This window comes from Mesorhizobium sp. (assembly GCF_004962925.1).
Lineage (GTDB): Bacteria > Pseudomonadota > Alphaproteobacteria > Rhizobiales > Rhizobiaceae > Mesorhizobium.
The window spans coordinates 1-11,763 of sequence record NZ_SUEO01000201.1 but is presented as its reverse complement, the minus strand read 5'-3'; the positions used below and the strand labels follow the sequence as shown (position 1 = coordinate 11,763).

The 11,763-nt window shown below is 60.5% G+C and carries 16 protein-coding genes and 3 pseudogenes; 10 read left to right on the top strand and 9 right to left on the bottom strand.

Annotated elements, in window-relative coordinates:
- Positions 1–120: 120 nt before the first annotated feature.
- The 3 pseudogenes from E5W87_RS28475 to E5W87_RS28465 form a co-directional block, all read right to left on the bottom strand.
- Positions 121–284, bottom strand: a pseudogene (locus E5W87_RS28475) (TlpA family protein disulfide reductase); the annotation flags it as partial.
- Positions 285–562: 278 nt separating this feature from the next.
- Positions 563–836, bottom strand: a pseudogene (locus E5W87_RS28470) (pyridoxal-phosphate dependent enzyme); the annotation flags it as partial.
- Positions 837–844: 8 nt separating this feature from the next.
- Positions 845–1,049 (bottom strand): annotated as a pseudogene (locus E5W87_RS28465) (isopenicillin N synthase family oxygenase); the annotation flags it as partial.
- Between the two features lie 655 nt (positions 1,050–1,704).
- Here E5W87_RS28465 and E5W87_RS28460 point away from each other — a divergent pair.
- A complete protein-coding gene (locus E5W87_RS28460) occupies positions 1,705–2,634 on the top strand; it encodes a TauD/TfdA family dioxygenase (protein ID WP_292405080.1) in 930 nt (309 codons plus the stop codon).
- Positions 2,635–3,228: 594 nt separating this feature from the next.
- Here E5W87_RS28460 and E5W87_RS28455 read toward each other — a convergent pair.
- Together E5W87_RS28455 and E5W87_RS28450 are read right to left on the bottom strand one after the other, a co-directional pair.
- A complete protein-coding gene (locus tag E5W87_RS28455; protein WP_095488106.1) occupies positions 3,229–3,498 on the bottom strand; it encodes a hypothetical protein in 270 nt (89 codons plus the stop codon).
- Positions 3,499–3,874: 376 nt separating this feature from the next.
- Positions 3,875–4,063, bottom strand: coding sequence for a hypothetical protein (locus tag E5W87_RS28450; protein WP_158302651.1), 189 nt, complete (start codon positions 4,061–4,063; stop codon positions 3,875–3,877).
- A gap of 482 nt (positions 4,064–4,545) precedes the next feature.
- Between E5W87_RS28450 and E5W87_RS28445 the strand changes: the two genes are divergently transcribed.
- The 5 genes from E5W87_RS28445 (at position 4,546) to E5W87_RS36185 (ending at position 6,985) form a co-directional block, all read left to right on the top strand.
- Positions 4,546–5,136, top strand: a complete 591-nt coding sequence (locus E5W87_RS28445) for a multicopper oxidase domain-containing protein (protein WP_245329997.1) — start codon at positions 4,546–4,548, stop codon at positions 5,134–5,136.
- A 112-nt stretch (positions 5,137–5,248) separates the two neighbouring features.
- The gene (locus tag E5W87_RS28440; protein WP_245329998.1) at positions 5,249–5,389 is read left to right on the top strand and encodes a hypothetical protein; all 141 of its coding nucleotides are present in this window, start codon (positions 5,249–5,251) and stop codon (positions 5,387–5,389) included.
- 9 nt (positions 5,390–5,398) lie between these two features.
- Complete coding sequence (locus E5W87_RS28435) at positions 5,399–5,941, top strand: multicopper oxidase domain-containing protein (RefSeq protein ID WP_245329999.1); 543 nt, start codon at positions 5,399–5,401, stop codon at positions 5,939–5,941.
- Positions 5,938–6,162: a DUF411 domain-containing protein gene (locus E5W87_RS28430; RefSeq protein WP_236372580.1), complete on the top strand. Its 225-nt coding sequence runs from the start codon at positions 5,938–5,940 to the stop codon at positions 6,160–6,162. Before E5W87_RS28435 ends, E5W87_RS28430 begins: the two co-directional genes overlap by 4 nt.
- A gap of 52 nt (positions 6,163–6,214) precedes the next feature.
- Complete coding sequence (locus E5W87_RS36185; protein WP_245330000.1) at positions 6,215–6,985, top strand: redoxin domain-containing protein; 771 nt, start codon at positions 6,215–6,217, stop codon at positions 6,983–6,985.
- A gap of 250 nt (positions 6,986–7,235) precedes the next feature.
- Here the strand turns inward: E5W87_RS36185 and E5W87_RS28415 are convergent, their stop codons facing one another.
- Complete coding sequence (locus E5W87_RS28415; RefSeq protein WP_292405072.1) at positions 7,236–7,652, bottom strand: hypothetical protein; 417 nt, start codon at positions 7,650–7,652, stop codon at positions 7,236–7,238.
- A 1,288-nt stretch (positions 7,653–8,940) separates the two neighbouring features.
- On the opposite strand from E5W87_RS28415, the gene E5W87_RS28410 reads away from it, so the two are divergent.
- The 3 genes from E5W87_RS28410 to E5W87_RS28400 all read left to right on the top strand — a co-directional run bounded on the left by E5W87_RS28410 (position 8,941) and on the right by E5W87_RS28400 (position 9,782).
- Complete coding sequence (locus E5W87_RS28410) at positions 8,941–9,174, top strand: hypothetical protein (protein ID WP_292405069.1); 234 nt, start codon at positions 8,941–8,943, stop codon at positions 9,172–9,174.
- Positions 9,175–9,288: 114 nt separating this feature from the next.
- Positions 9,289–9,585, top strand: a complete 297-nt coding sequence (locus E5W87_RS28405; RefSeq protein WP_281033164.1) for a hypothetical protein — start codon at positions 9,289–9,291, stop codon at positions 9,583–9,585.
- On the top strand, positions 9,534–9,782 hold the full coding sequence (locus E5W87_RS28400) for a tyrosine-type recombinase/integrase (protein WP_236372574.1): 249 nt from the start codon (positions 9,534–9,536) through the stop codon (positions 9,780–9,782). Before E5W87_RS28405 ends, E5W87_RS28400 begins: the two co-directional genes overlap by 52 nt.
- Positions 9,783–9,828: 46 nt before the next feature.
- On the opposite strand, the gene tnpB is transcribed toward E5W87_RS28400, so the two are convergent.
- Genes tnpB through E5W87_RS28385 form a run of 3 tightly spaced genes read right to left on the bottom strand, consistent with a single transcriptional unit; the run spans position 9,829 to position 10,751 of the window.
- A complete protein-coding gene (gene tnpB, locus E5W87_RS28395) occupies positions 9,829–9,984 on the bottom strand; it encodes an IS66 family insertion sequence element accessory protein TnpB (protein WP_095488107.1) in 156 nt (51 codons plus the stop codon).
- Positions 9,981–10,223, bottom strand: a complete 243-nt coding sequence (locus E5W87_RS28390; RefSeq protein WP_245467944.1) for a transposase — start codon at positions 10,221–10,223, stop codon at positions 9,981–9,983. The genes tnpB and E5W87_RS28390 overlap by 4 nt, the downstream gene beginning before the upstream one ends.
- A 54-nt stretch (positions 10,224–10,277) precedes the next feature.
- Positions 10,278–10,751: a transposase gene (locus E5W87_RS28385; protein ID WP_095488108.1), complete on the bottom strand. Its 474-nt coding sequence runs from the start codon at positions 10,749–10,751 to the stop codon at positions 10,278–10,280.
- A gap of 409 nt (positions 10,752–11,160) precedes the next feature.
- Between E5W87_RS28385 and E5W87_RS28380 the strand changes: the two genes are divergently transcribed.
- A complete protein-coding gene (locus E5W87_RS28380) occupies positions 11,161–11,436 on the top strand; it encodes a hypothetical protein (RefSeq protein WP_063169403.1) in 276 nt (91 codons plus the stop codon).
- Positions 11,437–11,763: the final 327 nt, after the last annotated feature.

The window sequence follows — 11,763 nt, the reverse complement described above, 5'->3', positions numbered from 1 at the left end:
AATGCCGGATGCGGTCGGAAGCCGGCTGGTACTTGTGCACCTGCCGGTCGATCTCAAGAAACCCTGTTACCTTGCCCATAGTCCAGTTCCTGCTGTCCAGATGGCGCGCCTGGCGACGCCCTGCAGCTGGATCAGATGGGGCATCCCGTCCACACATGGGCCGCACCAAGTTGCCCAAAATTCGACTATGTACACTTGCCGGGCTCAAAGCTCGTGAGGGGCTCGCCATGCAGCCAGTTCTCGACTCTAATCGAAGGAGCCGGGGACTCCATCTGCAATACCACGTTGCGGTCCAAAGCTATTTCCAAAGGTTTCTGCACGAGCTGGTTTCCTCTCAGAGACGGCACACGGGTTCAGGGAGGAGCGCATCGCTCGTCTTGCCCCATTGAGTGCAGTCACAGTCACTCAGTCTCAAAAGCCATGCCAACGCGCTCAGCGCGCAGTTAGCGCCCATTGCTTCGAAAAACCTCGTCAGTGCCCAGATGTTGGTTGTAATGAACCTGACATTTGTCTGACGCTGTCAGCTTTTGGACACGCGATCACGCGCTTCGTGCCGCCAGAAGGCCAGGCCGAGCCCTGTGTTGCCAGCGGTCGCTTCGATGATTGTACCGCCCGGCGCGAGCTGGCCACGCTGTTCGGCATTAACGATCATCGACAACGCAATGCGATCCTTGATCGATCCGCCGGGATTCTGGCTTTCGAGCTTGACGAAGAGACGACACCTGCCGGTATCGAATCTCTTCAGTTCGACGACCGGCGTCTCCCCAATCAGATCGAGCACTGACAAATGGCGGACGCAGGCGAGAGGACGCCTTTGTCGACGGTCGGCGGAACATCTCGAGGCTCATGCGGCTGCGGTCTCCAGAATGTCGGCATAGTGCCGTGGCGCAATATCGGGATGCGAGCGCAGTCGGCTCTTCAGCAGTTGCGGAACAGTGGATTGTCGGGGTCGCTGGCGGGGCACCCGCTTCGGCAGCCAGTTCAGGCGGCAGGTCAAGAAACCGTATGTCGGCATCAAGCCGCGCGCCGAAGAAGAAGGGAATCGAAACAGTGCCCTTCGAAAGACCCAGGGCGACGGAAATCATTGCATCGGGCGAGTTCATGCGCCTGAAGCAGCGCTGGCTGCAACTGCTTCATAGCGACAGGCGGGCGGAGACTCTAGCGGGGCTTTCGCCGCTTGGTTGATTGAGGCTCTCGACGAAGCCACTAAGATTCGGCGGCCGATAATAGCTTGCTGCTCATTGGGACGCCGACCAACGCCGGGATTGAGAAAGGCAACCCTGCCCCACAAGGCGGGTGTCACACGTGCGGTGCGTCCGCTCGTCGCGCCGGATGGTCTTTGAGACCTGGGTTCACGGCTATTCAGATGCACCCCTGTCGGCTTTTCGGTGCAGGCCGCCAGGCGGCGTGTTGCAGCAGCGGCAATTAGTTTGAGAGCGTGCGAGCACGGGGCTGCATAGTGAGATCATTTGCCGGCGTGGGACCAAGGTGTGGCGCAGCCTTAGAGAACTCAACACCGAGACCGGAGCAACGGAGACGGCTCTTTCGTCGAGACAGTTTAATTTGGAACATTATTTCTATGTTTTAGTCGATTATCTTGTTCAATAGCTCTGTCGACTAGCGGTGAGACTTTTCAACGCAGCGCGGACATCCGCTGGCCGGATGTGACTTGCTATCCCTTTCAAGATAAAACAGGAGACCCGCATGAGCAATGCAGTCCTCGTCAACCGGACCATTCCTGACTCCGACGTTGTACCGCTGACCAGCCGTGTTGGAGCTGAAATCAGAGGCGTTCGCCTTGGCGGAGACCTTTCGGACGCAGCGATAGCAGCCATCAACCAGCTTCTTCTAAAACACAAGGTGATCTTCTTCCGCGGCCAGGAGCATCTCGACGATGCGGAGCAGGAATTGTTCGCGCGGCGTCTGGGTAACCTTGTACCTCATCCCACGCAGGGGCCGGCAGCCGGCACGGCCTCAATCCTCAATCTCGATTCCGGCCGTGGCGGTGGCAGGGCAGACCAGTGGCATACCGATGTGACTTTCGTCGATGCCTATCCGAAATTCTCGGTCCTACGTGGCGTCGTCATTCCGGCGGCGGGGGGCGACACGATCTGGTCCAACACGCACGCCGCGTACGAGAATCTGCCGGCGCCGCTCAAAATATTGGCGGACAATCTGTGGGCTATTCATAGCAATGCCTACGACTACGCAGCCGTGCGCCCGCGCGCCACAGCCGAAGAGAAGAAGCACTTCGAGGAAGTCTTCACATCGACGATCTACGAGACCGAGCATCCGGTCGTGCGCGTCCATCCGGAAACCGGGGAGAAGTCGCTGCTGCTCGGCAATTTCGTGCAGCGCCTCGTCGGCCTTTCCAAGAGCGATTCCGCCAAACTCTACGAGGTGTTCCAGTCCTACGTCACTGCCCCGGAAAATACCGTGCGGTGGCGCTGGCAAGTAGGCGACGTCGCTATCTGGGACAACCGTGCTACCCAGCATTATGCGGTCAACGACTATGGCGACCAGCACCGGGTTGTGCGTCGCGCTACGGTTGACGGTGACGTTCCGATCGGCGTCGACGGTCGCCGCAGTATAACCCATGTCAAGGCAGCCAAGCCGGCGGCGAAGGCAGCCTGACCGTCTGAACAGGGTAAAGATGAAAACTTCGTATCGCCGCGGCCATATCGCGCTGCTTAACCGCCCCACAAAGCCTTATGATTTCCGAGAAGCAAGGCGAGTTGCGGGCTCGAGGCTTGGCCCGAAATCGAGGTCCTGCAGCGTGGCGCATGGCTCGAGTCGCTGCTCGTGGCCCCGCTGCAGCGGTACAGGTCCCCCACCGCCCCACCATCTCGCCCGCCCTGCACCTCGGATAGCGATTATTCACCGTTTGTTCATTATGATAGCGCACGATCATAACTGGACATGCTGGTAGCTCGTACATGCCTGAAGGCCCTGCGCGCCGACCCAGCGCCGGGGCCTTTTTACTTCCGCAAAATCGATTCCAGCAACGCGGGCACTTCGCAGGATGTCGCAATCCCGCGCTTGCGATGATACGCCGTACAGCGAATTGCGCGAGTCAAACGAATTTGGGTTTCTCAAATATAGAATCGTCGATACCGATCCTGATGGATCGAGCCTCGACGACGAAGTCAACCATCTTCAAACGGAATTATTCAACATTGCCGAGAGCTCCCGGTGTGCCGTCGAAGCTGACATTCGGGAGGTCAGCGGTCACCAACGATCATGGTGATCGCCAGCATCTTTCGTATTCACATGACCGTCGGCCTGGTACTTTCCCGAGGCCATGACATGAGTGGGTCTTCCAAGCACCGATTTGGCCCGGTAGGATTTGCAGGGGGCGCGGACAAGCGGATGAACAAACGGAATGATGCTGGAAAACTGCGCGCGCCTGCTGGGATTTAGCAGACCGTCGATAGGAACATAGCCCTGGTCGACGGCTTTCTGAAGGGCAAGAGTTTCGCCGACCTGGCTCAGGAACATGGCTTGTCGACAACGAGGGTGCGCCAAATCATCGAGAAGGCCGATCGGCTCGTGGGCGGCGCATTCAGACCAAGACTGAAACGTCCAACGCCTCGCCTCGATCCGATTTCATGGTCGACTATCCCTATGTGTGCAAATTGGCCGAGAAGCACCGGCTGGGTAGCGTCACGCCGCATCATTCTTTGCGGAGCTGGAGCGCGCGGGATCGCTGGAGCGGCTGGTGAAAGCGGTTGCCGGGGCGCACGCCAACAACAACACGTGAGCTGGCGCCTCGTGTGGCAAAAGGAGAGGGCGAGAGCCCATGGCCTGCAATGAAGCGATCAAGCATTGCGATCGTGGAACCAAGCTGCCTAGTCGACCATCCGGACCGCGGCCTTCAATGCCAGCTCGCCTTGGAATCGGCCTTCCAGGAATTGGCTGAGCGCGCAGCGGAATCCGGCTGGACCGAGGAGATAGCCACGCGCTCCTCGAACTCGCCGGCGCGCGCCTCAGGAGCGACTCCGCCAATGACGAGACTGAGAGGACGATTAATCGTGCCAGGGCAACGAGAGAGCGGCAGGTTCAAGAAGCTTCGCCTGACCCGATAGGAACGTCGCTGCGCCAATAAAATTGGCGGTGAAGGCTGACCGCGGCCGAGTCGGGCAAGCGAGCGAAGTGCTGAAATAAGGGCGTGAGAATCCAAGACATCGTTTGTAGAGAGCATCGAGCTTCGCGAGATTGTGGTACAGGATCGACCGCAGGTGTTCTCGGAGCGCTCGCAGAACCCGGGATTCTTCCGCGGCACCCGCCAAGGCGAAGAACGGTCAGAGTTGCACGATAACGCTTAAAAGCGAGCCTTCCTCCGAAAGTCTGCGCGCGCAGTTCCACGGTCCGATGCGCTTTCATAGCTATTCCAATCGCCGCGCCCATTCTCTCCCGGATCAGGTCCAGCGGGTCTGCAGTGCATGCGCCCCCAAAGTGGACGCCATTGGGCCGGGTGAACCGGGCTCGATTGCGCGCCGAAGGCCCGTTCCAGGCCCGGAAATCCGGGTCCGTCAGGGCGAGCGCGTGCGGGTCGAGGTAGAGAACGGCCTTGCCGAGAAAACGACCGTGCACTGGCATCGCGTGCGTGTGCCACATGCCATGGATGGCGTGCCTCACCTCACGCAGAAGCCGATTGGAGCGGGCGAGCGCTTCGTCTACGAGTTCGACGCCGTCGACGTCGGCATCTGCTGGTATCACCCGCACCAGCGGAGCTTCGAACAGGTCGGGCGCGGACTTTATGGTCCGCTGATCATCGAGGAACCGAAGGCGGTGCGGGCCGATCGCGAGGTGACCTGGATGCTCGGTGACTGGGGGCTGACGAAATCTGGCGCAATCAGCGAGGATTTCGGCAAACGGCACGACATTCACCACAATGGCCGCGTGGGCAACACGGTTACCATCAATGGCCGCGTGCCGGATACCTTTGCGGTCAGAAAGGGCGAGCGCATCCGGCTGCGGCTGATCAACGCCGCCAATGCACGCATCTTCAGTCCCGACTTCACGGGTTTTCGGCCGGCCGTCATCGCGCTCGACGGCCAGCCGGTGACGCCACACGCGCCGGAGGCGGGTGGTGCTGGGTCCCGCAATGCGCACCGATCTGATCCTAAGACATGACGGGCAAGCCGGGCAGCCGGATTTCAATCTTCGAGCGGTTCTACGCGGGGCTGGAATATGAGCTCGTCGATCTTGTTTATTCCGACACTCCGCTTAGGGCACGTGTGCCTGATTGGCCGCTGAACCTGCCGACATTCCGCTGCCGGAGCCGGACCTCGATACAGCGTCCCGCAACGAAGTCGTCTTCACCGGCGGCATGATGGGCGAGATGGTGGCGCAGGACATGGGTGAAAGCATGGGTCCGGGCGCATGATGCAGGACGATGAATTCCGGCACCGCCTGGTTCATCAACGGCGTCGCCGCCGACGAGGCCAATCACGACATGAAGCCGGGGCTGACGCTCTTGCGGAATAAGAGCCACGTCATCGCCACGACCAACGCAACCGCGTGGCATGATCCGATCCATCTGCACGGCCATTCCTTCCGGGTGATTTCCCGCAACGGCCAGCCCACCCCACGTCGCGAATGGCAGGACACGGCGCTGGTTTCGCCGCGCGAGAAGGTCGAGATCGCCTTCGTCGCCGACAATCCCGGCAATTGGATGTTCCACTGCCACGTTCTCGAACACCAGGCGGCCGGTCGCCTGACCAGTCCACAAGCCGAAGGAGAAGCAAAAATGTCCAATACCCTGATAGCTCTTGTCCTCGCCTCGATCCTGTCAGGCGCCGCTCCGGCGTTCGCCGGCGAAAGGACGTCACGCTCTACAAGAACCCGCAATGCGGCTGCTGCGAAGGTTATGCCGGCTATTTGCAGGAAACGGCTTCGCTGTCACCGTCAAGGCCGACTCACGACCTTTTCGCCATGAGCCGCGAAGAGGGCATTCCGCCGGAAGCCGATGGCTGCCTTCTCTCGTTCATCGACGGCTATGTGGTGAGCGGCCATGTGCCGGTCGGCACGGTCAACAAGCTCTTGACCGAGCGGCCCGACATCAAAGGGCATGACGCTGCCCGGCATGCCGATGGGCTCCCCCGGCATGAGTGGCACGAAGGAAGCGCCCTTCGAGATTCTCGAAATCCGGAAGTCTGACGGGACCGGCGGCGTCTACGCCACGGAATAGGAGGCTTCGATGATGGAATGCATGAGCGGCATGATGATGTTCGGCATGGGCCTGGTGTGGCTGCTTGTCGTCGTCGTGCTCGTCCTCGGGACGGCCGCGCTGATCAAGTACCTGTTCTCCAGCGGCGGCAAAGGAGAAGGGCGTCGGTCCTCTTATCGATGCGTGGCCGCGGCAGGCCTCGGATTGGTCTGGACATTGCCTTGGCTCGCCAACCGGATGGCCGGTGGCGGCGCCCCGGCCGCGGCGATAGCGCTAGGCAAGACGGTTTTAGCCAGGCGAAGGTCAGCGCGATTGGAAAGCCCGCTGCCTTCGGGACGCATGCCGGCGCCGGGACCGGCCGCGGTCGTCGGCGGCGGCTACCAGAGCGACATGCCGGGCTTCGGGAATGTCCTCACCGACGAGGAGATCCGGGCCGTTCTGGCCTTCATCAAAAGCACATGGCCCGAGCGGGAACGCGCCTATCAGGCAGATGAGCCGCCGGGAGCGGGAGCAGACACAGTGAGACCAATCCTAGCCGCGGAGCCCTCGAACGCCCCCAACCGGAATGCATTGTCCATGAAAGCGAAACCGTCGCTTGCGATTCAATTTCTGGCGCTGATCCTCGCGACCTCCGCGCTGGCCCACCATCCGGGCGCCGATCTCGACAAGATGAGGGACAGCGCGGAGAGGTTCTTCCAGGCGATCGACGAGCAGGCCGCGCCGCCTTTCGAACTGGCCGACGCGGACGGAAGGGCCGTCCGCCTTTCCGATTTCTCCGACAAGATCGTGGTGCTCTACTTCATGACGAGGTAACCTTGGAAGAAGAAGGCGACGGCCACTGGCGGCAGGATGGCAAGCACGCTGGCCGCAAAAAGCGGCCCATACTCATAGAAGCGGGCCGGTTCTGTCGCAAATCGTGCTTTTGGCCACAACTGGACGCTTTCGCGCGCTTATGGACCAGCTCACATGTCCAACAACGCAAGCAGATGACAGGGCTCGACGTGCCCCGGGGTGGCGCCCTACTTCCACGCTCGCACTGTCACACTCCCGCCGAAAGGCGGGTTTAGTGAGTTATGGCAGTGACTGTGCCACCAGTCCAAACGTCGAGTTTCGCGGCAACTTCGACGCTTTCCTTAGCTGACTTGCCCAAAACCAGCGCGGCCAAAGCATACTGCTTGCCGCTCCCGATGGCATAATGTTCACCTTTCACGGGATCACTTGGCAGCCAATTGCCGTCCAACAATACGGCTTCCCCATTTTTGCGCACTATCAGCGCCTCAAATTCAAAATTGTCGTCGTTGCGCGGCACAGGAATATCAGAAACATCCATGCCCTTCTCAACCCAGTCTCGAACGGCCTTTGGAATACCCAAGGACGAAGAGGAAACGCCGATGAGTGTGCCGTCGCATAAGCGAAACACCTTCGTTTTCTCACCGACGGATACTGAGTCAAAACCCAAGGCTCGGCCGTCGCCAGCCATGGTTCCGTTCCTGTAAGCTATTGTTGTCATTGGCACCCTTCTATCGCTACATCAAACTTCAGGACCTTGCGCATGTCCCCTGTGTCAAGGTCACTGACCGACGGCCTATTTGCCTGATACACGATACAGGCTGCGCTCCTTGAGTTCGCGCACGGGTGGCCGTCATCTTGCCGCCTTCGCGCAATGCCTTGAACAGGCCGAGTCTGTCCCCCAGCGGGAATGACAACCACCTCCATGTCGTTGAAAAGCAGGAAATCCGTCACTTTGCCTCGTCGGTAACGGGCGGAGCCGGAGCGGTCGTCACCGGGCAAGCGCGGTCGCAGTAGGTATCCTGGGCAGCCCGTCAGACATGGATGGCTCCGGTTGTGGTGACGGGGAGGGCGATAAGCAAGTTCGGGCCAAGTGATTGTTCCGCGGCTGTATGTTTTGGTGAGGTGATCATGCGACTTCTTGTTGGTCGGTCACGTGTTTGCGGATAACCAGCATGCGCTGTGCCAAATGAGAAAACCATTTAAAGTCAATCCAGCAGATCTGACTGTATTCCGACATTGTCGGAAATTGGACATCGCCGAACGCGAGCGCTCGGGGCTTGTGATGATACTTGGGCGTGCTGCTTCGGAGGAGGGATGCGCCTCGTACCGGCCGCGAAGCCTTCCTGCATTTAAGGCGCCAGATCAATTGAACGCGCATACCAGTCAGCCGTCCCGTCGTTTAGTCCAAATGGCGATCCATCTCAGCGCGCTCACGCCATCCACCTTTCTGCGCGACCCAAGCTAAACACGCTCGGCGATGATTAGGATACCGACTACATCTGGACCCGCCCGGCCCTGCTCGCCTGCGAGACTTGAGGCGTTCGTCGATCGGATAGAGGTTTCGATTCAGGAGACGTGCTTCGTGATGCGGCCATGATAGGCCGGTCCCTCACCGACTGCCGCACGCTCGGAAGAAGCCAAGGTAGGCGACAAGCCTCTGTGGATCGCTGAAGCGCCGAATGTTGCCGATTGCCGCGGCAACGTTCGCACCCACGGTGACGTCGGAGGCAACGTCATCAGGCGACGGATTGTCGGATCCTAGTGGGCATGCACCGCGATATCCGCCTCGACCACCGTCAACGCCTCGTTGATCTGATTGATCAAGCCGAGGTGGCACTCGATGGCGGCGCGCTCAAGGAGCAGCATGCGAACACCTACTCCTAGCGCCGCTCCTGGAGTCCTATTTCCGCCGGCGCCTGACGAAGCAGCGCAATGCGACTCCCGCGACCGTGGCCAGCTATCGCGATGCCTTGCGCATGCTGATCCTCTTTGCCGCCGCCCGATTGCGGAAGAAGCCGGCGGCGTTGGCGCTCGAAGAGCTGATCGAGATCTCGTTTCGCTTTTCTCGACGAACTCGAGGAGAAGCGGAACAATTCCGTCACCACGCGCAACGCCCGCTTGGCCGCGATCCGATCTTTCTTCCGCCACGTCGCTGCCGCCGACCCGGCATCCTTCGGCGTCGCCCAACGCGTGCTGACGATTCCCATTAAACGGACGCACATTGACGTGACGTACCACCTCACCACGGCCGAAGTGGACACCCTCATCGCGGCGCCCGATCCAAAGACGCCCCGTGGTCGGCGCGACGAGCCTTTCTGCTCTTCTTGGCACGGACCGGCGCCCGGGCCTCCGAAGCCACCGGCGTCAACGCAAACGACCTTCAGTTGGAGCGGCCGCACCCACAAGTGCTGCTGCGCGGCAAAGGGCGTAGAGACCGCGTCGTCCCCATTGCTAAGGACCCGGCTGCGGGCGCTGACATCCTTGTTGAGCCAGCGCGGGATCGCCCATCACGAGCCGCGACCGATATTCCTCGGCGCCCGCAACGAGCGCCGGGCCTACCAGACCGGCTTTGGCCGACAAGCCCATATCGCCGCACATCTTCCGGCACTCCCTCGCCATGAAGCTTCTCCAGTCCGGCGTGGACCTTTTGACGATCCAAGCCTGGCTCGGGCATGCACGGGTCGCCACGACCCACCGCTATGCCACAGCGGATGTAGAGATGATGCGCAATGGACTCGAGAAGGCGGGCGTCACCGGCGATCACGGCGTGCGTTTCCGACCAAATGACTCCGTTCTGCAACTGCTGAACTCCATCTGAATCTTTATGTGGCGGAGGCAAGCTGGGTTTGGCCGGTCCGAAGGGGTCAGGGCGGCTCCGCCACATAATCTCGCCCGACGCATAAATGCGGATCCCGGCCCGATGTCTCCTGAACCTGCAGAGCGAGACCCTGCATTCCGCGACGCATATCGGTCCGGCCCACCGCCAACCAGATCCGCACCTGGCTCGGGACCGGGATCATGACACGCCCCGCGCCTTCACCATCGCCGCTGCCAGTGTTGGCGGCGTGGTCAGTGGAATCCGCAGCCGCACCTTGCCGGCGACCTCCAGCTCGATCACCACTGGCGGCCGGAGCGGCTGGGCGCGTTCGTCAAGAACGTCTTCAGTTGCCGGCTGCCCGGTCTCAGGTCGAAACAGCTCGTTGCGCCAGTATCGGCTGCTGGGGCGCGACGCTGTGTCACAGGAAGAAAGGAAGGTCACCTTGGAGCTCAGGTCAGTCGCCCCTCGGGCTTTTTGCCTATGGCGGCAAAGGGCTCAAGCAAGCCCGAGCTTTTTCCTGAGCTCGGCGTTTTCTTTCCGGAGCCGGTCAGCGAGGAGCTTCTTCAGACGGGCGTTCTCTTCTTCAAGCTTCACAAGATCCTTGAGCTCATCGCTCTGTGTTGTCTGCCCAGCAGCCCTTTTCCAGTGATAGTACGTCTGTTCCGATATTCCAGCGTTCTGAACGGCTGCCTTGATACTCTCTCCCCGTCCGATCTGCTTCTCGATCTCGCCGAGCTTCTGGGCACGCTCGTTCTCAGAGTAATTTCTCCGCGCTGCCCGGACTGTAGGCGAAGCGATCGCTTTAGATGAAGACGCCTGAAGAGCCGAGCTGGCGGCGCTGGTTCGTATAGCACCTGCGCGCTGCGCGGTCCGCTTCCGCGTCTTCGGCGCCTTTATATCGGGTGTCTGTTCCTTCACGGGCACCTCGCCTGCTGCCTGGGTTGCCTCAGTTTCCTTAAGGTTGGACATCAGAAACTCCCTGCGATTTCAAACATCTATTCTAGCACGCAGCATCTAGAACTTATGGGCTTTGTCAACTGCGGCCACAAAACCGTGCTCGCCAATGTCGCCGTCCGACGCGTTAACATGATGCCAGTAACTGCGGCAATGCAATCGGTTCGCAATCCGCAACAAAGAGTATCGGCTGGATGTGCACGACGCCCCAGTCTCTGAAACAGCGTAGCCGCCCGGTAAGAGCCGCTTTCAGTCTGCCTTAGAAACAAGGTGGTCGGTCGCCACTCCCGCGCATACTATCCGTCTACTCTTGCTCCTCGCACGGCGCCAGGTCCTCGTCATCGATGCCGGGCAGCGTCGCAGCGGCTAAGCCAGCCACTCGCATTGCTCCCTGACAGGATGGTGCCGATCCTGCTGAGATCGCATGCTGGCGCGACGTTGCTTTGCGGCCACCGTCGCGCCTGCCCGTGAACTGTTCGCGCCTGTGCTCATGCTCGCCTTGACACCCTCGATGGGTCCATCCGGGATGGTCAACCATCCGGAACATAGCGGGCAGGCGGGCATCTTCACCAGCAGTCTCTGTGTCGCTCTCGTGGCGGCAAACAAGATCGAGGCTGGCGGGGTGATGATCAACGGTCCTCGAACTATCGATTTTGATCGCGGTGGCCGTTCAGTGCGTTCAAGCACGAGGCGCCGTTAGACGGCACCGCAGCATCATAGCGAAGTGCCATGCAGGACGACTCCCTGCAGCATCGTCTCGCGCAGCCAAACACTTGCCGGATCACTGTTGTGAACGGCCGGGCGTTTGACGGCCTGTGACGCGAAAAGGCAACGGAAGATCTAGCATTTATGGGGGAAATGTTTTTTCGGAGTGCTTGACCCGCAGGAAGGGCAGGGCATGACTGCCTATCGCCCGACCCGGCAAGGCCGCACTCATGACCGGCTGGGCTCGGATCCTGCATGCCGCGCCCGTGAGGTTGCGCTCTGTCGGGAGTGCGTCGAGCACAACGAGGAGATGTAGTTCACG